Genomic DNA, 23406 nt, shown 5'->3' with positions numbered 1-23406 from the left:
GAAACGCCGCGCTGCCGCCGTTTTTGCCCTACACTCTGCGGCCGATTCGGTCTCCTGACGGCGATTTTCGCAGTTGCCGGAAGTCGAGTCTCGCGGCAGGGTCGAGAAGAAAAGCGGCAGGTTCGGCCGCAGCGGTACCGTTTCGAGGTGCCGCCGTGCCGAGAGAGAAGGAACGCGCCCGATGTCCGGCATTTTCCGGCCCCTGATCCTGGCGGCGCTGATGGCGCTCGCCATCCTCCCCATGGGACCCGCCGGGGCCCAACAATCGGGCAGTGGCTTCACCGTCGACGAGATCGTCGCGACCGGCCAGTCCTTCTTCGGCAATGTCTCGACCGGGCTCGCCACCGTGGTCGAACGTGCGGCATCGAGCTACGGCCTGCCGAACGGCTATATCCTCGGCGAGCAGGGCTCGGGCGCCATCATCGGCGGCCTGCGCTACGGCCAGGGCACGCTCTACACCCGCAATGCCGGGCAGCACACCGTCTACTGGCAAGGCCCCTCGATCGGCTGGGACTTCGGCGGCGAAGGCTCCCGGGTGATGATGCTCGTCTACAATCTGCCCTCGATCGGGGGAATGTATCAGCGCTTCGGCGGCGTCAACGGTTCGGCCTATCTGGTCGGCGGTGTCGGCATGACCGTGCTGTCGCGCGGCGACATCACCGTAGTGCCGATCGTGGCCGGCGTCGGCGCCCGCATCGGCATCAATCTCGGCTATCTGAAGTTCACCGACCGGCAGACCTGGAACCCCTTCTGACGGCGCAAAGCCGGCAAGCCGCTGGACTCCTCCGGCGCACCGGTGTCAATAGGAAGAGCGGCCCGCCGCGCATGCGGCGCCGACCCCGCCCGTGGCGGGAGCGCGCGTTCGACCGGCGGCGGCCGGTGCGTCCAGGGGACGGTGCTTGATCGAAGCGGTGATGTATTTCGCGCTCGGCGTGCTGTCGGCCGGCCTCGTCGGGCTGGTGCTGATGCCGCCCTTCTGGCGCCGCGCGCTGCGTCTCGCCCGCCGCGACATGGAGCGCAGCCTGCCGATGACGCCGGACGAGATCGCGGCGGAGAAGGACCAGATCCGCGTCGGCCACGCCCTCGCCATCCGCCGGCTCGAGACGACGCTCGAAAGGCTGGAAGCGAAGACCGCCGAGCAGACGGTCGAGCTCAACCGCCGCCGCGACCTCATCCATCGCCTCGCCGAGGCGCATGGCGGCTCGGCCGACGACCTCTTCGCGATCGAGCGGCGTGAGGCGGCCCTTGCGGCCGCGCTCGCCGCGCGCGATCAGCAGATCGCCGCGCTCGAGGCGGCGAGCGCCGAACTCGTTGACAAGAGCAAGGCGCTCCTCGCGGCTGAAGCCCGGATCGAGACGCTCGCCGGCGAGGCCGAGGCGCACAGGCTGGAGCGGATCGCGAGCGAGACCGAGCTCGGCAATCTGCGCGATGCGATGGCGGCGGCGAAGACCGGCGCGACCGGGGAGTCGGTCCGCCGCGCCGAGCTCGAGACGGAACTCTCGACCCTGCGCACCACCGTCGCACTCGAACGCCAGCGGGCGACGGCGCGCGAGGCCCGGCTCGCCGCCGCGGAGGCCGAGCTGGCCCGGCTCGCGCCCGAGGCCGCGCGGCGCGCCGGCGAGATCGCCGTGCTCAAGACCGATCTCGCGGCGGCACAGCTCGCCGCAGAGCGGGCCGCCCTGCAGCCCGCCGACGACGAGGAGGGCGGCGACAATCTCGGCAAGGCGATGGACGCCCTGCGGGCCGAGAAGGACGCGCTCGAAGCCCGGGTCGAGGCGCTCGAAGCGGAGACGGCGCGGCTCGAGACGGCGCTTTCCGCGGTCCCGCCCGCGGCGCCGTCCGCGCTCGACGAGACCCGCGCCGCAGCGCTTCGCGACAAGCTCGATGCCATCGCGGCGGCCGTGCTGCGGCTCGCCGGCCCGATGCCCGACGGCGGTTCGCCGCCGATCCCGGAAGCGCCCTCCGTCGGCGACCCGAAGGACGGAGCGGGCCGCGAGCCACCAGGGGGGGCATCGGAGCCCTCTCGCGTGGCCGTGCCCATCGCGGCGCCTGCGGCCCTGCCGGCCTCCGTTCCGCCGCCCCCTATCGCGTCAACGCCACCGGTCACGCGCGCCTTGCCCGATACCGGTCCGGCGGAGGCCGATGCCTATGCCCGGCTCGAGGCCGCGCTCGTCGAGACGATCGCCGCCACGGCGGCGCCCCTGCCCGCCCGCGCCGCGCTCCCGCCCCGCGCGCCGGAACCCGCGGTCGGCCCGCTGCCGGACCGGCCCTTTCCGCCCGGCACGACGCTGATGGAGCGCGTCCGCGCCCTGAGTGCCACGGCCGGGCCGCCCTCCCCGTGAGCTAACGATCATTCATCCAGTTGCGGCGGAGCTTCTCGCCGATCAGACAGTCGCTCGCCCCGAGGACGCGACGGTCGGCGGCGGGCAGGACGAGCGACGGACGCGCCGCGATCTCGAGCACCAGCTTGCGCCGCACCGCATCGGCGAAGCCTTCGAGCCCGACCACCGGAACGATGAAGGCGCCGGGTCCCCCGATGACGCAATCCGCGTAATAGACGTCGAGATCGGCAATGCCGTAGATGCCGATGCCGGCCGAGGGCCGCAGCATGATCGGCAGGCCGTTGACGACGATGCCCTCCGCCACCACCGCGTCGCGCGCGGGAGCGACCGGCGGACCGGAATTGTTCGGACCGTCGCCCGACACATCGATCGTCCGGCGTTCGCCGGAAAAGCCGTTGCCCTCGAAGAGACCGGCGGAGAAGACGAGGCTCGACGAAATCGATGTGCCGAAGCGGCCGTCGAAGGCGGCGGGCGCGATCCGCGCGGCGAAGACCGCCGCGCTCTCCGCCCCGTCGATCAGCGTCCAGGGCACGATGACCTGCTGGCCGACCGGGCTCGACCAGGCGACATAGGTCACCGCGATCCGGCCGAGGGGTCCGTCCTGGATCGCGGCAAGGACATCGGGATGCGTGATCGCCGCGGCATAGCCGTTGCGCTGCAGGGCCTGTTCCTCGGCATCCATCGAGCGCGAGACGTCGACGGCGAGCACAAGCTCGAGATCGACCGCGATGTCGGCGGCGTGCACCGCACCGGAGGCGAACACCAGAAGCGCGCAGGCGAACCATCTGAGGGCCGGCATGGAACTCGCTCCATCGTGATCGGGACCCTTGCTCAGGTAACGCCCGCGCGGCGGCCGGCAAGGCGGACCACGCATCGGTCGATGCGAACGGGCCTCGGGCTCAGATGGCCCGCTTCCGAGACTCGCCGATGCAGAGCGGCAAGAAACGGCCGAGACCGCGCTCGGCGCGGTTCAGGACCACGAGGACCGGCGTCTCCGGCGCGCTCCGCCCGAGCGCAGCGAGTGCGGCGCGCGCTGAGGGACGGCTCGTCCGTCCGCAACGAAGCACGAGAAGCACGAGATCGGCCTCCGCCGCGAGCCGACAGGGATCGACCGCGGCGAGCACGGGCGAACTGTCGAGGAGGACGAAGTCTGCGGCGCTTCGCGATTCTTCGATCAGGCCCGCGAGGCGGGGCGACTCGGCGAGCGCCTCGGAGGCGGCGCGACGGCCCGCGGAGCCGAGCACCAGGCGGAGCGGGCTCGCGGGGTCGGTCGCGCGCATCGCCGTGCTCGCCTCGGGGTCCGCGCCGCTCAGGTGGTCGGCGAGCCCGCGCCGCGGGGCGAGCCCTACGAGACGATGCAACGCCGGCCGCCGGAAATCGCCGTCGACGAGCAGAGCCGCGCGGCCCGCCCGGGCGAAGGCGCGCCCGAGGGCCAGCGCGACCAGACTTTTACCCTCCTCGTGCTCGGCGGAGGTGACGAGCACGACCCGACCACGGCCCGACCGCATGCCGACCCGCCGGCCGCCTTCGAGCGCCGCCCGCAAGCGCCGGACGGCCTCGCCGAACACCATCTCCGGGCCGCCGAAGGCCGCTCCGAGAGCCTCGCCGGTGAAGCCGGCCGTCTCCGGCAAGAGCGCGATCACCGGTGCGTCGAGCCCTTCCGCATCGGCATCGACGAAGCCGCCGGCGTGCCGCTCGCGCAGCACCGCCGCGCCGATGCCGAGCGCCAGCGCGCCGAGCCCCGACAGGGCCAGCACGAGCGGCAGATCGGGCGAGGCCGGGCGGCCGGGCACCAGTGCGGGCGAAACGATTCGGCTTTCCGGAAGCTGCGCCGCCCGCTCGACGGCGAAGGCGGTCGAGCCGGCGAGCGCGCGCGCATAAAGGTCGCGATTGCTCGCCGCGGCCTGGCGCAGCTCGAAGAAGCGCTGCAAGAGAGGCGGCGTCAGCGCGCTCGCTTCGAAGGCCTCCGCGAGCCGAGCACGCAGCGCCTCCTCTTCGCTCCGCCGTGTTTCGAGCCGCAGCCGCAGGTCGGCCGCCGCCGCGCGGTATTCGGTGTCGAGCTGCCGCTCGAGCGCGGCGAGGCGGAGCCGCAGATCGACCGTGCCGCGCGCGGCACTCAGCCGGTTGAGGAGGTCGATCCGCTCGGCGACGAGCGAGGACAGCCGCGCCGAACTGATCCGCGCGGCGAGACCGGACCAGTCGCGCCGGCCGGCGAGATCGGCCGTTGCGGCGATCGTCGCACCGAGGCCGGTGCGAGCCGCCTCCGCGTCGTCGATTTCGGCGAGCATCATCTCGAACCGCGATCGCGCTGCGGGGTCGGGCAGTGACCGGACGGCCTTCTCGACGAAGGCGTCGAGCCCCGCCTCGACGCGGGACAGCGCCGACGCGGCGGCCTCCGCGGCCCGGTCGAAGGCGCGCTGCCCCGCTTCGAGCGCGCCGACCCGCGCGGCGAGACGCATCTCGAGGTGCGCTGCGGCGAACGCGTTGGCGAGCCGGGCGGCCGCAGCCGCCTCATCGGCGCGCGCCGAGATCTCGATCAGCCGGGTGGCCCCCTTGCGCAGGATGAAGACATCGGCTTCGAGCCGGTCGCGCGCCCGCTGTTCCGCTTGCTCCGGCGAATCGGCGGCGACCCTCGTGCCGAATGGACGGAAGAGGTCGACCACCGTGCGGCGCGGGGCGAAGACCGGATCGGCGAGGCCGAGATCGGCGATCACGAGGCCCGCCGTTGCCGGTGCACGCAGCATCTCGACCTCGCCGTCGATCCGGCCGCCATCGTCCTGTGGCGGGTCGGCTGCGCCGGCCATGGCGAGCGGACTGCGCTCGGCCGCCTCGACGAGGATGAGCGTGCGGGCCTCGTAGCGCGGCGGATGCGCGAGCGCGAGGAGGAGCACGAGGAAGACGGTCGCCGCCGCGACGCCGAGAATGAGCCGCCGCTGCCGCCGCAACAGGCCGATCGCTCGCCGCAGCTCGGCCCCCGGCTCGTCCGCAAGGGACGCAGCCCGCGTGCCGCGCATCTCCGATGGGGGCGGACTCTGGCGTTCCGCAGCGGCAGGACCTATATCGGCGCGATCGAAGCACCAACCACAGGTCGCACCTGCCGGCCGGCGTGGCCATCGCCGTGCCGCATTCGCCGGCTCGTGTTCCCACGCGCACGAAGAAGGACAAGCAGACGCATGCTCGGCGCGATCAGGCGCGGTTTCGGTTTGGCGCGGCGCATCGGCGTGCCCGAACGCCGCCTTTCGATCCTGAGGCCGGAGGCGGACCTCGTCTACGCGATCGGCGATGTGCATGGCTGCCTCGATCAGCTGATCGCGCTCGAGGCGATGATCGCGGCGGATGCCGCCGCCCTGTCGGCCGAACGGCGGCTGATCGTGCTGCTCGGAGACCTCGTCGATCGCGGGCCGGCCTCGGCCGGCGTGATCGGCCATCTGCTCGCGCCGCCGCCGGCCGGATTCGAGCGGCTCGTGCTGCGCGGCAATCACGAACTGGCTTTCCTCGCCTTCCTCGACGCGCCGGAGCGGACCGCCTTCTGGCTCACCCAGGGTGGGATGGAGACGCTCGCCTCCTATGGTCTTTCGCCGGGGAGCCGATTCGCCGGCGCGGGGCTGCGCGGACTCGCCGCCGCGGCGCAGTCCGTGATCCCCGCCGAGCATATCGCGTTCCTCCGCGGCCTGCCGGTGGCCGCCCTGTGGGACGGCTTCGTCCTCGTCCATGCCGGCTTGCGGCCGGGCGTGCCGATCGAGGCCCAGAGCGAGCGCGATCTCACGGAGATCAGGGAGCCCTTCCTCTCCGCCACCGAGCCGCTCGGTGCCGTCGTCGTGCACGGCCATACGCCGCAGCGCGAGCCGTCCTTCGACGGCCGCCGCATCGGCATCGATCTCGGCTGCTTCGCGACCGGCCGGCTGTGTGCGGTGCGGCTCGGCGACGGACCGCCCCGGTTCTTGGTCGCGGAATAGCGTCATCGCGCGAACCGCGGGCGCGGGCGCACGGGCCGGGCCGGATTGCCGACATGGACGGTCCACGGCGCCAGATCGCGGAAGGCGACGCCGCGCGCGCCGAGCACGGCGCCCTCCCCTACGGTCACACCGGGTCCGACAAGGGCGCCGGAGGCGATCCAGACGTGATCGCCGAGCACGATCGGCGCCGCCGAAAGGCCGAAATCCGGATCGTCGAGGCGGTGCGTGCCGGTGACGAGATGGGCATACTGCGACACCGTCGCGAGACGGCCGATGGTGACGGGCGCCATCGTGGTGCAGACGACATGCGGTCCGAGCACCGCGCCCGCGCCCATTGCGAGATGCGGCGGGTACCAGATCCGGGCCGAGCCATAGACCCGGGCGCCCGCACCGAGCCGGGCGCCGGCGAGCCGCAGCAAGAGGCGCCGCCAGCCGTGCAGCGGCGGCGGGGTCCAGGCGGCGAACACCAGCCAGGCGAGCGCCCAGGCGGCACGAAAGCCGATATGGCCCCAGGTGAAATTGCGGCGGCTGCCGGCATGGCGGGCGGGCAGCGCGGCACGGAGACCCTTCATGAGGCGTTCTCCGCCGGCATCCGGGCTCGATCTGCAACGGCCCGATACAGCGCCGCGATGCTCGCCGCCACCGCCGCCGCGGAGAAGCGCGCGGCGACGAGGGCCCGGCCCGCCGCCGCCATCGCCGCCCGCTCCTCCGTGCTCAGCCGGTCGGCGACGCGCAGACCCTCGGCGATGGCGGGCGCGTCCTCGCCTATCCGCAGCGCGGCCCCGGCGGCGAAGCCCTCCGGCAGACGGCAAGCCTCGGTCATCAGCACCGGCGTACCCGCCGCCCAGGCTTCGAGCACCGTCATCGGCATGCCCTCGCTCTTCGAGGGCAGGACGAGGAAATGCGCGCGGGCGAGCAACGCCGCCTTCTCGGCGCCGAAGCGCGGCCCGACAAAGAGCGCATTGCCGTGCCGCAGGCCGAGCGCCGCGACGCGGGCCGGCACATCGCCCGGGCCGTCCGGCCAGCCGCAAACGACGAGCGCGGCGCGGCGGGCGAAACCGGCGTCGAGACAGACCGCGTCCCAGGCGTCGCAGAGCTCGGCACATCCCTTCTTCTCGTGCAGCCGGCCGAGAAAGAGATAGATGCGCCGCGCCGCCAAGTCCGGCAGCCACACCTCCGGCAGCCACACCTCCGGCGGCCAACCGTCCGGCACCGGTCCCGGCCTCTCGGCCGGCTCCGGCGCCGCATTGGGGATCACATGACGGCTGCGCCGGCCCGAGGCGTCAGCGAGTTGCCCGCCCTCGACGTCCGTCGTCACCTGCACAGCCGATGCGCGCCGGAGCAACGCGGTCTGATAGAGCCCGCCGACCAGCGCCTTGGCGCGGCGCGACCGGCGCAGAATGAAGGGCTCGAGCATGCCGTGCGGCGTGACGATGTGCGGCAGCCGGCGGAGCCGCGCAGCGAGGAAGACCGCGAGGCCGGGCGCGGTCCAGAGGCCGTGCAGATGAAGCAGGTCGGCCTGAACCGCGAGGAGATGGCGGATCAGCCCGGGCGAGAAGCGGTAACGCGACGAGCCGACATAGCGGAAGGTGCGGATCGGCACGCCCGGCCAGTCCGCCGGATCGAAGGCGCCGCCATCCCGCGGGGCGACAACCGCGAGGGCGATCTCCGGCCGGCCGGCGAGGCCGAGCGCCAACCGGCGCGCCGCCTCGGTGACGCCGCCGCCCTCCGCTGTGACCGAGGGCAGAACAAGGAGGACGCGGAGCCGCGCGTTCACGGCAGCCCCCGCGCGGGCGAGGATGCGATGTCGGGTGCCGCAGAACGCCTCGTGGACATATCGGTGCACCGCGTGAGCACGACGATGGCATAGCCGAGCCAGAGGAACTTGAGCGCCGAGCGCACCGGATAGGCGAAGCCGACGAAAAGCGTCGCGAAGAGGAGAAAGTTGACGGCCAGAAAGGCGACCGGGCTCGCCCGCCGGAGCGTGAAATGGGCGCGCACAAGGCCATAGACGAGAAGCAGGACGAGCGCTGCGGGCAGCAGGCCGAAGCGCCACAGCTCGGTGACCGCCGCCATCGGCACATAGGCGTGCAGCCGCACCTGCTGCGGCAACACATCCACGAAGCCGTCGGCGAGCGAGGGGAGCGGCGACAGCGACAGCCAGGTGTAGGCGGCACCGAAGCGGGCCTCGAGCCCGAAGCCCTCCGCCACGACGAAGATCCCTTCGCACAGATTGGGCAGCAGATGCAGCGCCGCCGCCGCACCGGCCGGCGACCAGACGGCGGCGAACGTGTCGGGCAGCATGGCCAGGCCCTCGGCCGGCGCTTCCCGCCCGAGCAAGGCATTGAGGAGCGCATAGACGACGAGAAGCCCGGATGAGAACGCGATCGCCATAGCGCCGCGCGGGCGAAGGCCGAGCGCGCCGAGTGCGAGGATCGCCGGCCCGAAGGCGGCGGTCCGGGTGTTGATACTGAGAAGGTAGAGATAGGAACAGGCCGAGAGCAGGCCGAAGAGAAGCGCCAGCGCACGCTGGCGGAGGACGAGGAAGGCGACGAGCAGAGCCGCGAGGAGCGCGGCGAGGAACGGGCAGAGCCGGTGCAGGGTCGCCGCGAGCGGTGCGCCGAAGCGGTGCACGAAGCCCTGATCGAAGGCGACGTTCAGATAGCCGGCATGAGCGATCGCATGATGCCTGTCGATCGACCAGACGGTGAGCCCGGCGAGCAGAAGCGCGACGCCCGCCCCGAGGCGCAACAGGAGGGGGAGCGGTTGCGGGGCGCGCTCCGCCGGTACGACGGGAGCGGCACCGGCGCCGTGGCACGCGAAGAACGTGAAGAGCGCCGCCGCGTCATAGACGAGGAGGGTGCGCTCGAAATGCAGGCGCGTGCCGCCGCGCCCGAAGAGCGCCAGATGTGGATAGTCGATGGTCCCCGCCGCGACGAGGGTGAAGACGAGCTGCGAAAGGAAGAGGATCACGGCGAGGCCCGTCGGGAACGGCAGGAGGCCGAAACGGACCACCGCCCTGAGCGCCAGCAGACCGCTCGGGACGAGATGGGGCAACGCGGCGAGGGAAAAGCTCATGGCCGGCGCACCCCCGGGCCGATCGTGGTCCGGCGGGCCGGGCGGCCGACGCTCGGCTCACTCGAAGTCGGCATGTTCGGATGTCCTGCGCCAATCGGCGAGGGCCGTCTCGAGTTCGAAGCGCGGCCGGAAGCCGGCCTCGATGAGCCAGCGCGGCACGACATGGGTCGAGCGGGTGAGCTTGTCGATCCGCCCCCTATGGAGCGGATTGCGCAGGCCCGCCCGGTCCGCGAGTTCGAAGGGCAGCACCGCGGCCGAGAGGAGCGGCGCCGGCACGGCCAGGCGGACCGGCCGGTAGCCGGCGACCCGGGCGATCGCGCCGCAGACCGCCTCGAGCGTCGGCGGCTCGGGATGACCGAAATTGTAGACGATCTCCGGCTCCCGCCTGTCCAGCGCAAAGGCGATCGAGGCGACGAGGTCCTCGACATAGCCGCAGGCCTTGATCGCGTCGCGGCGGCCCGGGTAGACGAACCAGCCGCGCCGCATCAACCCGGCGAGGCGGGTGAAATTGCCGCGCTCGCCGCGGCCATAGACGAGCCCGGGCCGCACGATCACCAGCCGGCGGCACTCCGCCTCGCGCCGCCACAGACGGTGGATCTCCTCCGCGGCGAGTTTCGAACGGCCATACGCCGTTTCGGGCCGCAGCGGGGCATCTTCGGAGAGCGGCGTCTCGGAGGGACCGTAGACGGCGATCGAGCTGGTGAACACAAGGGTGCGCGCCGCCACCGCACGCGCGAAATCGCAGATGCGCAGCGCCCCGACCACGTTGGTCCAGTAGTACGCACCGTCCGGATGGCCGGGCGTCCTGTGCAGCGCGGCGAGGTCGTAGACCTCATCGGCATCCGGACAGAGGTCGGCGGCAAGCGGCGCGGTGACGTCCGCGATGCGGTAGCGAACTCCCGCGACCGGCCGAACCGGGGGAGCAAGGTCGACCGAGACGAGCGTGCGGTACGCGCCCGATGCGGCGAGGCCCGCGAGCAGATGGCCGCCGATGAAACCGGCGCCGCCGAAGACGACGGCACTCCGCGTCCCGAGGCGCTCCGCCTCGGGCCTCACAGCACGAGCTCCGCATAGCGCGGCAGCACGAGCGCAGCCTCCATGTGCGCGCCGATATGGGCGCGGCCGGCGCGCCCCATCGCCTCGAGCCGGGCACTGTCGGCGAGCAACGCCTCGACGACGGCGACGAGCGCTGCAGGATCACCGGGCGGGACAGCGACGCCGCCGCCCGACCGCTCGGCGAGATGGGCGAGCGGCGACCCCGGCGGCGCCACCGCAATGAAGGCGCGGCCCGCAGCCATGATCGACAGCGCCTTCGAGGGCAGCGCGTAATCGGCGACGCCGGGCGCCTGCGGCACGAGATGGAGATGGGCCGCCTGGAGGGCGGCGGCGAGCCGGCCGGCCGGCACGAGATCTTCGAAGGCGACATTACCGAGCCCGGCGAAGGCGGCGCCGAGGCGGCGGCGTTCCGCTCCTTCGCCACGCAGGACGAGCCGCGCCGCCGGGAGACGAAGCGCGAGCGCGCGGGCGAGCGGCACCAGGGTCTCGAGTCCATGTTTGGCGCCGAAGCTGCCGCCATACCCGAGCACCGGTCTGTCGAGCGGGGGTAGGGGCGCCGGCGGCGCCGACCGCGCCCAGAGCGGCAGGATGTCGATCGCGCCGCGGCAACCGAGCCGGCGGAGCGCCGCCGCCATCGGCTGGGTCGGCACCACGCGACGATCGGCAGCCGCGAGGCCGAAGCGCTCCACCGCCCGCAGGAGCGCCAGCAGCACCGGTTGGCGCATCAGGCCGGTGGCGGCGGCGAGACCGCTCTCGACATCGTGCACCACGGCGATCAGACGGGCGCCGGTCCGCCATTTGACGAAGGCCGCAGCGGCGAGCGCGAGCGCGCTCGGGACGAAAACGAGGATCGCCTGCGGCATCGGCCGCGGCGGCCGCAGAGCCATCGAAGCGACCGCCGCGGCATAGCGCAGATCCTTGCGCAGACGCGCGGCCGCACCGCCTCCCGCCCTTCCGGGTGTGGGCACGCGCCGGATCGCAACGCCGTCGCGCCATTCGACGTCCCGGGATCCATCCGCCCAGGCGACGAAGGGCGCCGGATCGGGATAGTGCGGCCGCAGTGCCAGAACCCGCACCGGATGCCCGCGTGCCGCGAGCACTCCGGCGAGGTCGGTGCAATAGGGCGCCGAACCGATCGCCTCCGGCCAGTAATAGGGGGCGAGCATCAGAACCGGACATGCGGCGGGCGCGGTGCCCACCGGCCCGGGAGGGGGGCGAACGGGCTCGGGCTCCATGCGCCACCCTCCCCCTCAGATGCCGGTGCCGCCGCGCGCCTCGCGCAGCAGCGTGACGAGGAGAATGCGCAGATCGAGGAGCAGGCTGAAGCGCTCGACATAGGCGATGTCCTGCTCGATCCGGCGCGCGGCGAGCGCCGGATCGGCCGTCCGCCCGCGCAGCCCCTTCACCTGCGCGAGCCCGGTCATGCCGGGGCGCATGCCGTGCCGTTCGTGATAGCGCGGCACCAGCTCCTCATAGGGTCGGCCCGCCGCGAGCATGCCGATCGCGTGACAGCGCGGCCCGACCAGCGACATGTCGCCCTTCAGCACGTTCCACAGCTGAGGCAGTTCGTCGATGTTGTGGCGGCGGAGCCATGCGCCGGTGCGGGTCACCCGGGGATCGTTTTCGACCGTCTGGTCACGTCCGCTCGGATCGCACCGATCGACGTGCATGGTGCGGAACTTGACGACCCGAATCGGGCGCAGGTGACGGCCGAAACGCGTCTGCACGAAGAAGATCGGCCCGGGTCCGTCCAGCCGGACCGCCATCGCGACGAGAGCGAGGAGCGGCGCGAGGAGCAGCAGCGCAACCGCCGAGATCACGATGTCGAGCAGCCGCTTGAAGCACAACTGAATATGTCGGCGCCGGCCATGTGCCGTGTTCCGCGCTTCGAAATGTTCCGACCGGGTGAAAACGGCGCTCCGCGGCACCTTGTCGAGCAAAATTATGTTGCTCATCGTTTCCCCGCCCCCGCAGGAAAAGATTTTACATCCGTAGAAGACTACAAATTCTTGAAAATATCATAACATGACTCTCATAAAGAGCAATACCTCTCCATAATACACTTATAAGTAGAATTTCTTCGACGGAATCGGACTATCGGAGGTTGCTTTGTTTGAATACGCATGTCCTCCGCGCGACGGGCGCCAGGCCCGGCCTTGCCGCTGTCGGGGAAGGCCGGGCCGACGTCGTCAGGTCGCCAGCAGATCGCCGGCGATGATCCCGAGGGTGATCAGGACCGTGACGATCCAGAACACCCAACGCACGAGCCGCTCCGTCCGCGGCGTCTGCGGCGGAACATACGCGGACTTCTTCTCTTCCACGTTCGTCTCCCAAGGCTGATGCGACGTGCGGACCGTCGAGGTCCGCGCGGAATCAGCGGGCGGGAGGGGCGCGGGCTTCGAATGCGGAGGCGCCGGAACGTTCGAGCCGGGTGCCCGCGGCGGCGGGACGCCACGGCCTCTGCGTCGCCGGGAACAGGGGCAGGCGCGGCGCAGCCGGAGGCGTGGCCGACGCACCGCCTTCGCCGCGCGGCTCGGCGGGCTTTCGAGCGGGATCGACGCGCTCCAGAAGGGCGAGTGAGGGCCGGTGGTCCGCCCCGTTCCATTCGACCCGGCCGCTCGCCGGATCGTAGCGCAGCGGCGCGGCGGGATCGGCAACGAGAAGGAGGGCGAAGAGCGGCGCGAGGAGGAGCGCGGCGAGCGCGCGGAGCCTCCGGCCCGCGGACCCTCGAGCCGATTCCTCCGCCGCATCGCCTGCGGCGGCCCGCGCGGAGGAAGGGGGCTCGCCGTCCGTCATCATCGCCGGAACCCTAGAGCCTCCACTCTGGCGTGTCCACCCGGGTCGCGCTCGAAGCCGCGGCCGTCGGTTCGGGCCTCCGCAGGAGCGGCGCACGGGTCGCCCTCGCCGGTGCCCGCCACGCCGACGTCACGTCTCGAACCGTCCCTCGCTCTCGCGGTCCCGCGCGTAATGGCGCGCGAGCGGAAAGGCCGGCAGCCAGGCCTCGCGGCGAATGATCCAGCTCTCATAGCTCGGCCGGAACTGGTCCGGCGCATCGAACGATCCGAGATGGAGTTCGACCTCGTCGCCGCTGCGGTTGAACACCGACGAGCCGCAGCGCGGGCAGAAATGCCGGCCCTCATAATGCACCGGCGCGCCCGTCACCGTCACGGCCGTCTCGGGGAAGATGGCCGAGGCGTGAAACAGCGCGCCATGATACTTGCGGCAGTCGAGACAATGGCAGAGGCCGACCCGATAGGGCTCGCCCTCCGCGGCGAACCGCACCTGACCGCACAGGCAGCCACCGAGACGGTTTTGCATCGATCCTCTCCTCCCCGATCGGCGGCAACGCCAATTCCCGGCGGCTCCGCCTCAAGTCCAGGCACCACGTCCGCGCACCAAGGAGGACACGGGGCGCAGCGTTCCCGGACTCGTGCCGCGCAGGGGGCCGCTCATGGCCTGCAGCCGTGGTGCCGGCCCGACCGAGCCCGACGACGAAGCCTGCGACACCCGCACGCCGTCGAACCGACGATTCGAGCGGGCGGAGATACAGCCGATGCGCACGAGAAAAGTGGCGCTCCCTAGGGGACTCGAACCCCTGTTTTCGCCGTGAGAGGGCGACGTCCTAGACCGCTAGACGAAGGGAGCAGCGGGCGGCGAACCGCCTGGACCGCGGCGATATAGACGGCCCCGCCGGGCAATGCAAGGGGAAGTTCGGCCCCCTGTTCATCCACAGGCACGCTGGCCCGAGCACGGCCGGCAGCGCCCGATGCGGACCGCCGGACGCCCGGTCCGGGGCGGAAGACGCCGGAGGCGGACGGCAGGCCGGTTCATTGCCGGCCGAGCGCCACCGTGCGGGCGAGCCTGCCGGCGGCGAGGTCGATCACGAGCACGCGCGTCTCGCCGCCCGTCTCGATCGTCAGCGCCAGGCGGTCGCCGTCGAGCGCCTGGGCGAGCACGCGCGCATCCGCCGGCAGCACCGCGGCGATCGTCGCGTCGCCTTGCGATTTGCCACCGTCCCGGTTGATCCGGTAGATGACGGCGACGAGTACGGCGGCGATGCCGAACAGCATGGTGAGCGTCGAGACCATGACGAGGCGGCGCAGCTTGACCCGCAGCCTTTCGAGCGCCGGGTCGAGCGGCGTCTCTTCTTCCTCGTCGCCGAGAGACGGACGGATGGACGGCACTGTGGGCGAAGCTCCCGAAGAATGGCGCGATGGCGCCGAAGACGAGCCGGCGGACGACGAGGCGGCGGAAACCGCCCGGCCGGTCGAGGTCGTCGTCCCCGCCGAGGCCGCCGGCCGGCGGCTCGACGCCTTCCTCGCCGGTGCGATCGCCGAACTGTCGCGCAGCCGGCTGAAGGCGCTGATCGAGGAGGGGCACGTCCGGATCGGCGGCGCGACGATAGGGGAGCCGAAAAGGCCGGTCAACGCGGGGGAACATATCGAGGTCGACCGGCCACCTCCGGTGGCCGCCGAGCCGGAGGGCGAGCCGATCCCGCTCGATGTCGTCTATGAGGACGCCGACCTCCTCGTCATCGACAAGCCGGCCGGGCTCGTCGTTCACCCCGCCGCCGGCAATTGGACCGGCACGCTCGTCAATGCGCTGATCGCCCATTGCGGTGCGTCGCTGTCGGGGATCGGCGGCGTCCGCCGGCCGGGCATCGTCCACCGGCTCGACAAGGACACGACCGGCCTGATGGTGGTGGCGAAATCGGATGCCGCGCACAAGGGTCTCGCCGCACAGTTCGCCGATCACGGCCGCTCCGGCCCGCTCGAGCGCGGCTATCGCGCCCTCGTCTGGGGCGTTCCTTCGCTGCCCTACGGTTCGATCGACGCCCCGATCGGCCGCTCGACCAGGGATCGCCAGAAGATGGCGATCCGCAAGGACGGCGGCGGCAAGGAAGCGGTGACGCATTACACCCTCGAGGATCGCTACGGCGACGCCGCCGCGCCGATCGCGAGCCTCGTCGACTGCCGGCTCGAGACCGGCCGCACGCACCAGATCCGCGTCCATTTCGCGGCGATGGGCCATCCCCTCATCGGCGACCCGCTCTATGGCCGGGGCTTCGCGACCAAGGCGGAGAAACTCGCCGAGCCGGCGCGCTCGGCCGTCATCGGCTTTCCGCGTCAGGCGCTGCACGCCTGGCTGCTCGGCTTCGAGCATCCGGTGACGGGCGAGACGCTACGCTTCGAATCGGAGCTGCCGGAGGACCTTGCGGAGCTCGTCGCCGCCTTCGAGGCGCTGTGACGGAACCGTGACCGGGGCGCTCCTGTTAACCCCGTCCGACGCCTCCTATATATCGTAAGCGTCCGTGGCGGGCCTCTCGGTGGCCGCCGGCGAAGCCTGCCTCGAAGGAGGAGGCCGCGCGACGAGGACGCAGGAAGGAAGGGGCACATGGCCGCCAGAACCAGTCTTCCCGCGATCGCGTCCGGCGAAGCCGGGCTTGCGCGCTATCTCGACGAGATCCGCAAGTTTCCGATGCTCGCGCCCGACGAGGAATACATGCTCGCCAAGGCCTATCGCGAACATGGCGACCGTGACGCCGCGCACCGGCTCGTCACCAGCCATCTCCGGCTCGTCGCGAAAATCGCGATGGGCTATCGCGGCTATGGCCTGCCGATCGGCGAAGTGATCTCCGAAGGCAATGTCGGCCTCATGCAGGCGGTGAAGCGGTTCGAACCCGAGAAGGGTTTCCGCCTCGCCACCTATGCCATGTGGTGGATCAAGGCCGCGATTCAAGAATATATCCTGCGCTCGTGGAGCCTCGTGAAGATGGGCACGACGGCGAACCAGAAGCGGCTGTTCTTCAATCTGCGCAAGATGAAGGGCCAGATCCAGGCGCTCGAGGAGGGTGATCTTCGCCCCGATCAGGTGCAGGAGATCGCCACCAAGCTCGGCGTCACGGAAGAGGACGTCGTGTCGATGAACCGGCGGCTCGGCGGCGACGCCTCGCTCAACGCGCCGCTCAGGGCCGATTCCGAATCCGGCGAGTGGCAGGACTGGCTGGTCGACGACAGCGACAATCAGGAAACCGTGCTCGCCGATCAGGAGGAGGCGGAGAACCGCCGCCGCCTGCTGCGCGACGCGATGGGGGTTCTGAACGATCGCGAGCGGCGCATCTTCGAGGCGCGCCGTCTGGTCGACGATCCGGTGACGCTCGAGGAGCTCTCCACGGAGTTCGGCGTCTCGCGGGAGCGGGTGCGCCAGATCGAGGTGCGCGCCTTCGAGAAGGTGCAGAAGGCGGTGCGGCGCGGTGCCCGCGAGATGGAGCGCGCGCCGGCCGAAGAGCTCGCCGCGGAGGCCTGAGCCCCCGCGGCCGGGCGTCGTCCCTTCCCTTACTGCGGCGCGACGGCGTAGCTGTCGACCGGCGGAACCGTGTCGAGCAGGCCGCGATCCTTCAGGAACGCGGCGAAGCGCTGGTAGCGGCCGACATCGAGGGCGGCGGGGCGCTTGGCGAAGCGCGGCAGGGTGAGCGTGAAGGCTTCGCGATTGAGCCGGTCGTCGAGATCGGGGTGGCCCTCGAGGAAGAGCGTCAGCGCCTCCTCCGGATGGTTGGTCAGCCAGATCGTCGCCTCCTCGACCGCGGCAAGGAAGCGCGGCAGGCGCGGATCGTCCTTCAGCGCCGTGCGGGTGACGTAGATCAGCTCGTCATAGGGCGGGACGCCGTGCTCCTCGGGGAAGAAGGCGACGCCCGGCCGGCCCTCGATCGCGAGCTGGGTCAGCTCGAAATTGCGATAGCCGTCGATCACAGCATCGACCTGGCCCGACATCAGCGCGCTCGACAGGGCGAAATTGACATTCACCATCTCGACATCCGCCGCCGTCAGCCCGGCGGAGGCGAGGATGGCGCCGATATAGGCCTCCTGCAGGCTCGCCACCGAATAGCCGACCTTCCTGCCTTTCAGGTCCGCGAGCGTCTTGATCGGCCCGTCCTTGAGCACGATCAGGCAGTTGAGCGGCGTCTCGACCAGCGTGCCGAAGCGGACGAGCGGCAGGCCCTCCTTCACCTGGAGCAGGAGATCGGGCTGATAGGTGACGGCGACGTCGCCCTGGCCCGCGGCGACGAGGCGGGGCGGTGCGCTCGGGTCGGCCGGCGCGATCAGCTCGACGTCGAGCCCGTGGCGGGCGAAATAGCCGCCCTCCTGCGCCACGACGAGCGGCGCATGGTCCGGATTGACGAACCAGTCGAGCAGCACGGCCAGCTTGTCGGCGGCCGAAGCGGGCGCGGCGAGCAGCGCCAGCGCGGCGAGCGCCGCGGCGAGGGGCCGGAGGAGGGAGCGGAGCATCGGAGGCCTTTCTGTCGTCAATCGCGAAGATCGAGGGTCTCGGCCGCCCAGGGGGCGAGCGGCCGCGTCGCCGCATCGACCGCGGCGCGCAGCAGCACCGCCATGGCGGCGAGGAGGAGAAGCGCGGCGAAGACGACATCGGTCTGCGACCGGCCGTTCGCCTGCAGCATGGCGTAGCCGAGGCCGGAGGACGCGCCGACCCATTCGCCGATCAGCGCGCCGACCGGCGCATAGACGGCGGCGACGCGGAGCCCCGACCCGAGCGCGGGCAAGGCCGCCGGCACCCGGATCAGGAGGACTTCCTGCAGCCGGTTCGCCCGGTGCAGACGGGCGAGATCGACGAGGCCGCGGTCCGTCCGCGACAGGCCGTCATGGAAGGCCGAGGCGATGGGGAAGAAGATGGCGATCGTCGCCATCACGATTTTCGAGCCGAGGCCGAAGCCGAACCACAGCACGAGGAGCGGGGCGAGCGCGAAGACCGGCAGCGCCTGGCTCACCACCATCACCGGCAGGAGGACGCGCCGCGTCGGGGGGAAGAAGGCGAGGACGAGCGCGAGCGCCATGCCGAGCGCCGCGCCGGTCGCGAAGCCGAGCAGCGTCTCGACGAGCGTCGTCACCGCGTCGCGGGTTATCAGTTGCGGCCGGGCGAGTAGTGCGGCCGCGACGCGAGCGGGCGAAGGCAGCATGAAGGGCGGCGGCGCGAGGACGAGCACGAGGCCCTGCCAGACGACGACGAGGCCGAACGCGACCATCGCCGCCCGCGCCAACAAGCCAAGCTCCCGTTTAGGACGCGCCAAACCGCCCCTCCGTCACCTCGAGGACGGGCATGCGGACGAGGAATAGGGATCGCACGTTCCCGTCCCTTCGCCGGCATGACCCGGATCAGGTTCGAAGGGTTCGGCCCATGGCCATCTCAGCTCGCGATCGCGAACACCCCTCGGAACAAGGCCGAGCATAGGCGAGGAGCGGCGGGATGCAAGCCCGAAGGGGGCGACAGCGCGAGGGCCGCAACGGGTCGGCAGCCGGCCGACCGGGCTGATGTGCACTCGATGCCGCTCCGCCACCCGCCGCCAGTCGGGCGAGACACTGCGCGTCGTGGCCGCCACCGCAGCCGACCCAGGAGGAGAGGATCCTGCAGGGCGGGCGCCGGCCTAAACGGCTCGGGGCGCCGAAGGCGCCCCGAATACGAAACACCCCTGCGGCGGACGCGCTTTCCGTCAGCCCCAGGCGGCGAGCGCCTGTTCGAAGGCGCGCTGGCCGGGCGAGCCCTTCTCGAAGGTCAGGATCGCGCGCTGGTCGTTCTCGTAGACGATCGGCAGGTCGATCCAGTCGCGTTCGCGCATCAGAGCGACATTCTGGCTCATCAGCCGCTCGTCGTTCGAGAAGGCGATCCAGAAGAAGCCGTCGGCGACCTTCGCCGCGGCGCCGTCGAGCGGCGTGCCGCGGGCGGCCTCGGTCGGCTTCATGACGAAGGCCGGCACGCTCTTCACACCGCCGGCGGCGAAATCCGACGGCGTGTCGACGATGATCTCGACGAGATGGCTCGCCGGCAGCGCCTGATCGGTGTTCTTGCGGATGTTGACCGTCACCTTCATCGAGCGGTTCGGCACATCGACGATCGCCTGCACCTCCGGCCCGTTCGGCGAATCGGCGTTGAACCGCCAGGTCACGCGCGCATCGATCGCCTGCACGCCGGCACCCGCGGCGGTCGGCTGTTCGTAGAGGATGGCCTTCTGCGCGACGAGCGCGCCGCCGGCGTCGTCGGCGGAAGGAGCGGGCGCCGGGCTCGTATCGGCCGGCGGGGTCGCCGAGGCGATCGAATCGTCCTGCGCCAGCGGATCGGTCTCGCCGCTGTCTGTTGCCGGGTCGACGGTCCGCACCGGACGGGCCTGGCTCGGCGCCGGCGCGGCATCGCCGAGCCGGTCGTCGTTCTTGGCGGGCGCGGCGCCCGTGTCGCCGGCGCTCGGCGCGCCCTGCTCGGAGAGGGCGGGCGCGGGCTGCGAGCTCTCGATCGAGGAGATCATATCGCCGATCACATCGCGGAAGATGCCGCGCTGCGACAGGACATAGGCGCCGGCGCCGAGCGCGATCACGACGAGGAGGCCGAGGCTGAGGCCGAGCGGCAGGCGCCGGCGCGGCGCCGCGGCGGCGCGCCGCGCCGGGGGACGGGCCTCGCGCGGCCGGCGCTCGCGGCGGGCCGCGCGCGGCGTCTCTTCCGGCTCGCCGAGCGGCTCCGACCAGTCCGGCTCGGCGCCATAGCTCGGCGCGAGCGCCGGATCGTCGTCGAGCGGCCCGAGCGTCGGCTCCTGGCGCAAGCTCGGCTCCTGCCGAAGATTGGGGTCCTGACGCAGGCTCGGCTCCGCCCGCATCACCGGCTCCTGCCGGCCGACCGCCTCACCGCGAACCGGCGAGACCTCCGGAACCGGCGGCATCGCCATGCGCTGCGGCGGCTCCGGCTCGCGGCGCGGCGGCGGGGCGGCCGGCACCGGCTCGGGCATCGCCCAGGAGGCGGAAGGCTCGACCACCGGCGGCGGCGGAGCCGGCTGCGAACGAGGGGCCGGTGGCGCCGGCTGTGCGCGCATCGGCGGCCGCGGCGGCATCGCCGGCTCGTCGGCGACCGGCGGCGGCGCGGCGCGGCGCTGTTGCGGCGGCGGAACGTCGATCGGCTCGGCGAGCGCCTCGGCGACCGCTGCGGTGGCGCGCACCCGGGCCGGCTGCGGGCCGACCGAGGTCACCGTCACCTCACGCTCGACCTTGCGGATCGCTTCCTCGAGTTCGAGGCGCTGGCGGGAGATTTCCGAGGTCGTCAGCGGCGGATCGATCGCCTTCAACTGGCCGATCAGGGCGTTGCGCGCCTTGTCGTAGACGGCGCGCCGGGTCTCGCCGGTGTTCCGCTCGAGCCCGGCGATCGCCTTCTTGAGTACCGCGTAATAATCGGTCATCGTCTCGTTCTGCTCGGTGATCCCTCGGCCGACCCGTCAAGGTCAGCCTTGGAAGGGATCCTGCACCAGGATCGTGTCGTCGCGCTCGGGGCTGGTCGACAGAAGCGCGACGGGGGCACCGATCAACTCCTCGATATGCCGGACATATTTGATCGCCTGAGCCGGCAGATCATTCCATGTCCTCGCACCTCGCGTCGAGTCCCGCCATCCTTCCATCGTCTCATAGATCGGCTCGACCCGGGCCTGCGCCGCCTGGGAAGCCGGAAGATAGTCGATCTCGCGTCCGTCGAGCCGATAGCCGACGCAGATGTCGATCCGGTCGAGCCCGTCCAGCACATCGAGCTTCGTCAATGCGATACCATGGATTCCGCAGGTGCGCACGGTCTGCCGCACGAGCACGGCGTCGAACCAGCCGCAGCGCCGTTTGCGGCCGGTCACCGTGCCGAACTCGTGGCCGCGCGTACCGAGGAACTCGCCGACATCGCCGGTCTGCTCCGAAGGGAACGGTCCCTCGCCGACCCGCGTCGTATAGGCCTTGGTGATGCCGAGCACATAGCCGACGGCGCCGGGACCGAGCCCGGATCCGGTCGCCGCCTGGCCGGCCACGGTGTTCGAGGAGGTGACGAAGGGATAAGTGCCATGGTCGATGTCGAGCAGGGCGCCTTGGGCGCCCTCGAAGAGGATGCGGTCGCCGGCGCGCCAGCGCGCGTCGAGCAGGCGCCAGACCGAGTCCATGAAGGGCAGGATGCGATCGGCGACCGAGGCGAGCTCGGCATGCAGCGTCGCAACCGAAACTTCCTCCTGACCGAAGCCGCGGCGGAGCGCATTGTGATGTGTCAGGAGGCGCTCGATCTTCCAGTCGAGCGCATCGAGATCGGCGAGGTCCATCAGCCGGATCGCGCGGCGGCCGACCTTGTCCTCATAGGCCGGGCCGATGCCGCGCTTGGTCGTGCCGATGCGGGTCGCCGCATTGCTCGATTCGCGGAACACGTCCAGTTCGCGATGAACGGAGAGGATCAGCGCCGCATTTTCGGCGATCCGCAGGGTCTGCGGGGTGATGGTGATGCCCTGCTCCTTCAGCCGGTCGAGCTCGGCGACGAAGGCGTGCGGGTCGACCACGACGCCATTACCGATCACCGACAGCTTGTCGGGACGCACGACGCCGGAGGGCAGCAGGCTGAGTTTATAGCTGACGCCGTCGATGACGAGGGTATGGCCCGCATTGTGCCCGCCCTGGAAGCGAACCACCACGTCGGCCCGCTCGGAGAGCCAGTCGACGATCTTGCCCTTCCCCTCGTCGCCCCATTGCGAGCCGACGACGACCACATTCGCCATGATGCCTCATGTCCTGAACGGCTGACCGCTTCGCAGGCCGGGCCGGCGGAGCGGGCGGACTATATAGGGGAGCCCTCCGTCGCGCGACCAGCTATTTACGAAATCTTGGCGTCATTCTGGCCGTGCGCGCAGAAGAGGCGCGATGCCACGCGATATCGCCCCGCACGGGTGCGAAAGGCGCCGCCCCGGCTGGCGAGGGGCGGCGCGACGGTCTATGACCGGGGCAACCGACGCCGATCGACGCATGAACCGACGCTGACATGATTCGCCGCCTGGCTCACTGGTTCTGGCAGCAGCCCTATCTGCTCCTGCCGCTCACCTTTCTCGCCTGGGCGATCAACATCGTGGTCGGACGGGCGATCGCCGGCCAGATTCCGCCGATCGCCCTCGCCCAGATCCGCTGGCTCGGCGCGTCCGCGATCGTCGTGCCGCTCGCCTGGCGCCATCTCCGGCAGGACTGGCCGGAGATCCGCCGCCATGCCGGGCTGCTGCTCGCCCTCGCGGCCTCCGGCATCGGCGTCTACAACACGCTCGCCTATGCGGCGCTGCAATATACGGAGGCTCTGAACGGGCTGCTCGTCCAGTCGGCCTTCCCGCTCGTCATCGGCCTGTGGTCGTTCCTGATCTTCCGCGACCGGCTGTCGGCGGCGCAGATCGTCGGCATCGTGCTGTCGCTCGCCGGCGTGGTGACGATCGTCTGCCGCGGCGATCCCGGCCTGATCGCCTCGCTCACCCTCAACCGCGGCGACGTGATGATGCTCGTCGCGGTCGCGGTCTACGCCCTCTATTCGACGCTCCTGAAGGCGCGGCCGGCGATCCATCCGCTGTCCCTCCTCGCCGTCGTGATGGCGGCGGGTGCGGCGATGATCCTGCCCTTCTGGGCCTGGGAGATCTCGACCGGCTATGTGATCCGGCCGACGCCCGTCACCTTCGCCGTGCTCGGTTTCGTCGTCGTCTTCCCCTCGACGCTCGCCTATCTGATCTTCAACCGCGGCGTCGAGCTGATCGGACCGAATCGCGCCGGCCCCTTCTTCCATCTCCTGCCGGTGTTCGGCTCGGCGCTCGCCATCCTGTTCCTGGGCGAGAGCCTGCGCTGGTTCCACCTCGCCGGCTACGCGCTCATCCTCGCCGGCATCGTGGTGGCGCAGCGCCGCGGAACGCCGCGCGAGGCTTGAGCTCGGCGCGCCCCGTTTCGCGCGGCACGCCTCGCCCCCGGGCACCCGTCGACCTCGCGAAAGCGAGGATCCATCATGGCGAGCGGCCCTCTGCGGAATGACGGGTGGCGAGGGCGGTCGCAGCACATCGACCGAGGCGATCGGGGAGGCCGGCAGACGGTCGGGATGACCAAACCCGGACACCGACCGGCCCGATTATGGATGCCGGCACGGAGGCCGGCATGACGGGTGGAGAG

General features: G+C 71.4%; 21 protein-coding genes, 1 tRNA gene and 1 riboswitch. Of the genes, 6 read left to right on the top strand and 16 right to left on the bottom strand.

Features of this window, described 5'->3' with window-relative positions; all coding sequences use genetic code 11:
- Positions 1-181 precede the first annotated feature (181 nt).
- Both GGQ63_RS08495 and GGQ63_RS08490 read left to right on the top strand, forming a co-directional pair.
- Entirely contained in the window at positions 182-754 is a 573-nt protein-coding gene (locus GGQ63_RS08495) for a DUF1134 domain-containing protein (RefSeq protein WP_183854659.1), read from the top strand.
- Between the two features lie 145 nt (positions 755-899).
- Positions 900-2342: a coiled-coil domain-containing protein gene (locus tag GGQ63_RS08490; protein WP_183854657.1), complete on the top strand. Its 1443-nt coding sequence runs from the start codon at positions 900-902 to the stop codon at positions 2340-2342.
- Between the two features lies 1 nt (position 2343).
- On the opposite strand, the gene GGQ63_RS08485 is transcribed toward GGQ63_RS08490, so the two are convergent.
- Positions 2344-3141 carry a DUF1194 domain-containing protein gene (locus GGQ63_RS08485; RefSeq protein WP_183854655.1) on the bottom strand — a complete coding sequence of 266 codons (798 nt, stop codon included), beginning with the start codon at positions 3139-3141 and terminating at the stop codon, positions 2344-2346.
- A gap of 100 nt (positions 3142-3241) precedes the next feature.
- Positions 3242-5356 (bottom strand): GumC family protein, encoded by a 2115-nt coding sequence (locus GGQ63_RS08480; RefSeq protein ID WP_183854653.1) that lies wholly within the window; start codon positions 5354-5356, stop codon positions 3242-3244.
- A 159-nt stretch (positions 5357-5515) separates the two neighbouring features.
- Between GGQ63_RS08480 and GGQ63_RS08475 the strand changes: the two genes are divergently transcribed.
- Positions 5516-6298 (top strand): metallophosphoesterase family protein, encoded by a 783-nt coding sequence (locus GGQ63_RS08475; protein WP_183854651.1) that lies wholly within the window; start codon positions 5516-5518, stop codon positions 6296-6298.
- A gap of 2 nt (positions 6299-6300) precedes the next feature.
- Here the strand turns inward: GGQ63_RS08475 and GGQ63_RS08470 are convergent, their stop codons facing one another.
- From GGQ63_RS08470 to GGQ63_RS08430, 10 genes are all read right to left on the bottom strand, one after another.
- On the bottom strand, positions 6301-6870 hold the full coding sequence (locus tag GGQ63_RS08470; protein WP_183854649.1) for an LbetaH domain-containing protein: 570 nt from the start codon (positions 6868-6870) through the stop codon (positions 6301-6303).
- Complete coding sequence (locus GGQ63_RS08465; protein ID WP_183854647.1) at positions 6867-8075, bottom strand: glycosyltransferase; 1209 nt, start codon at positions 8073-8075, stop codon at positions 6867-6869. The genes GGQ63_RS08470 and GGQ63_RS08465 overlap by 4 nt, the downstream gene beginning before the upstream one ends.
- Positions 8072-9376, bottom strand: a complete 1305-nt coding sequence (locus GGQ63_RS08460; protein ID WP_183854645.1) for a hypothetical protein — start codon at positions 9374-9376, stop codon at positions 8072-8074. The genes GGQ63_RS08465 and GGQ63_RS08460 overlap by 4 nt, the downstream gene beginning before the upstream one ends.
- 57 nt (positions 9377-9433) lie before the next feature.
- Positions 9434-10432 carry an NAD-dependent epimerase/dehydratase family protein gene (locus GGQ63_RS08455; RefSeq protein WP_183854643.1) on the bottom strand — a complete coding sequence of 333 codons (999 nt, stop codon included), beginning with the start codon at positions 10430-10432 and terminating at the stop codon, positions 9434-9436.
- A complete protein-coding gene (locus GGQ63_RS08450; protein WP_183854641.1) occupies positions 10429-11667 on the bottom strand; it encodes a glycosyltransferase family 4 protein in 1239 nt (412 codons plus the stop codon). Before GGQ63_RS08450 ends, GGQ63_RS08455 begins: the two co-directional genes overlap by 4 nt.
- A gap of 15 nt (positions 11668-11682) precedes the next feature.
- Positions 11683-12387 (bottom strand): sugar transferase, encoded by a 705-nt coding sequence (locus GGQ63_RS08445; RefSeq protein WP_183854639.1) that lies wholly within the window; start codon positions 12385-12387, stop codon positions 11683-11685.
- Between the two features lie 234 nt (positions 12388-12621).
- Positions 12622-12753, bottom strand: a complete 132-nt coding sequence (locus GGQ63_RS22205) for a hypothetical protein (protein WP_281380131.1) — start codon at positions 12751-12753, stop codon at positions 12622-12624.
- Between the two features lie 604 nt (positions 12754-13357).
- Positions 13358-13750 (bottom strand): GFA family protein, encoded by a 393-nt coding sequence (locus GGQ63_RS08440; protein ID WP_183854636.1) that lies wholly within the window; start codon positions 13748-13750, stop codon positions 13358-13360.
- Positions 13751-14001: 251 nt separating this feature from the next.
- Positions 14002-14077: transfer RNA gene (locus GGQ63_RS08435), tRNA-Glu, on the bottom strand.
- A 182-nt stretch (positions 14078-14259) separates the two neighbouring features.
- Positions 14260-14616, bottom strand: a complete 357-nt coding sequence (locus GGQ63_RS08430) for a DUF6476 family protein (protein WP_183855461.1) — start codon at positions 14614-14616, stop codon at positions 14260-14262.
- Between GGQ63_RS08430 and GGQ63_RS08425 the strand changes: the two genes are divergently transcribed.
- Positions 14606-15679: an RluA family pseudouridine synthase gene (locus GGQ63_RS08425; RefSeq protein WP_246429688.1), complete on the top strand. Its 1074-nt coding sequence runs from the start codon at positions 14606-14608 to the stop codon at positions 15677-15679. The genes GGQ63_RS08430 and GGQ63_RS08425 overlap by 11 nt on opposite strands.
- Before the next feature lie 147 nt (positions 15680-15826).
- Positions 15827-16738, top strand: a complete 912-nt coding sequence (gene rpoH / locus GGQ63_RS08420; protein ID WP_183854632.1) for an RNA polymerase sigma factor RpoH — start codon at positions 15827-15829, stop codon at positions 16736-16738.
- Between the two features lie 29 nt (positions 16739-16767).
- Here the strand turns inward: rpoH and GGQ63_RS08415 are convergent, their stop codons facing one another.
- The 4 genes from GGQ63_RS08415 to GGQ63_RS08400 form a co-directional block, all read right to left on the bottom strand.
- The gene (locus GGQ63_RS08415; protein ID WP_183854630.1) at positions 16768-17718 is read right to left on the bottom strand and encodes an ABC transporter substrate-binding protein; all 951 of its coding nucleotides are present in this window, start codon (positions 17716-17718) and stop codon (positions 16768-16770) included.
- A gap of 17 nt (positions 17719-17735) precedes the next feature.
- A complete protein-coding gene (locus GGQ63_RS08410; RefSeq protein WP_183855393.1) occupies positions 17736-18470 on the bottom strand; it encodes an ABC transporter permease in 735 nt (244 codons plus the stop codon).
- A 90-nt stretch (positions 18471-18560) separates the two neighbouring features.
- Positions 18561-18666, bottom strand: a riboswitch (TPP riboswitch).
- Positions 18667-18935: 269 nt separating this feature from the next.
- Positions 18936-20660, bottom strand: a complete 1725-nt coding sequence (locus GGQ63_RS08405) for a hypothetical protein (RefSeq protein ID WP_183854627.1) — start codon at positions 20658-20660, stop codon at positions 18936-18938.
- A gap of 42 nt (positions 20661-20702) precedes the next feature.
- Positions 20703-21995, bottom strand: a complete 1293-nt coding sequence (locus tag GGQ63_RS08400; protein ID WP_183854625.1) for an adenylosuccinate synthase — start codon at positions 21993-21995, stop codon at positions 20703-20705.
- Positions 21996-22255: 260 nt separating this feature from the next.
- Between GGQ63_RS08400 and GGQ63_RS08395 the strand changes: the two genes are divergently transcribed.
- A complete protein-coding gene (locus GGQ63_RS08395; protein WP_183854623.1) occupies positions 22256-23170 on the top strand; it encodes a DMT family transporter in 915 nt (304 codons plus the stop codon).
- Positions 23171-23406: the final 236 nt, after the last annotated feature.

It is taken from the genome of Prosthecomicrobium pneumaticum, from assembly GCF_014199915.1.
GTDB lineage: Bacteria > Pseudomonadota > Alphaproteobacteria > Rhizobiales > Kaistiaceae > Prosthecomicrobium > Prosthecomicrobium pneumaticum.
This window is presented reverse-complemented; position numbering and strand designations above follow the sequence as displayed.

Bases quoted from the DNA above. Each gene is read 5' to 3' on its own strand.
- GGQ63_RS08495 (WP_183854659.1), top strand. From the start codon at position 182: ATGTCCGGCATTTTCCGGCCCCTGATCCTGGCGGCGCTGATGGCGCTC.
- GGQ63_RS08485 (WP_183854655.1), bottom strand. From the start codon at position 3,141: ATGCCGGCCCTCAGATGGTTCGCCTGCGCGCTTCTGGTGTTCGCCTCC.
- GGQ63_RS08480 (WP_183854653.1), bottom strand. From the start codon at position 5,356: ATGCGCGGCACGCGGGCTGCGTCCCTTGCGGACGAGCCGGGGGCCGAG.
- GGQ63_RS08475 (WP_183854651.1), top strand. From the start codon at position 5,516: ATGCTCGGCGCGATCAGGCGCGGTTTCGGTTTGGCGCGGCGCATCGGC.
- GGQ63_RS08470 (WP_183854649.1), bottom strand. From the start codon at position 6,870: ATGAAGGGTCTCCGTGCCGCGCTGCCCGCCCGCCATGCCGGCAGCCGC.
- GGQ63_RS08460 (WP_183854645.1), bottom strand. From the start codon at position 9,376: ATGAGCTTTTCCCTCGCCGCGTTGCCCCATCTCGTCCCGAGCGGTCTG.
- GGQ63_RS08450 (WP_183854641.1), bottom strand. From the start codon at position 11,667: ATGGAGCCCGAGCCCGTTCGCCCCCCTCCCGGGCCGGTGGGCACCGCG.
- GGQ63_RS08445 (WP_183854639.1), bottom strand. From the start codon at position 12,387: ATGAGCAACATAATTTTGCTCGACAAGGTGCCGCGGAGCGCCGTTTTC.
- GGQ63_RS08440 (WP_183854636.1), bottom strand. From the start codon at position 13,750: ATGCAAAACCGTCTCGGTGGCTGCCTGTGCGGTCAGGTGCGGTTCGCC.
- GGQ63_RS08425 (WP_246429688.1), top strand. From the start codon at position 14,606: ATGGACGGCACTGTGGGCGAAGCTCCCGAAGAATGGCGCGATGGCGCC.
- rpoH (WP_183854632.1), top strand. From the start codon at position 15,827: ATGGCCGCCAGAACCAGTCTTCCCGCGATCGCGTCCGGCGAAGCCGGG.
- GGQ63_RS08415 (WP_183854630.1), bottom strand. From the start codon at position 17,718: ATGCTCCGCTCCCTCCTCCGGCCCCTCGCCGCGGCGCTCGCCGCGCTG.
- GGQ63_RS08410 (WP_183855393.1), bottom strand. From the start codon at position 18,470: ATGGTCGCGTTCGGCCTCGTCGTCGTCTGGCAGGGCCTCGTGCTCGTC.
- GGQ63_RS08405 (WP_183854627.1), bottom strand. From the start codon at position 20,660: ATGACCGATTATTACGCGGTACTCAAGAAGGCGATCGCCGGGCTCGAG.
- GGQ63_RS08400 (WP_183854625.1), bottom strand. From the start codon at position 21,995: ATGGCGAATGTGGTCGTCGTCGGCTCGCAATGGGGCGACGAGGGGAAG.
- GGQ63_RS08395 (WP_183854623.1), top strand. From the start codon at position 22,256: ATGATTCGCCGCCTGGCTCACTGGTTCTGGCAGCAGCCCTATCTGCTC.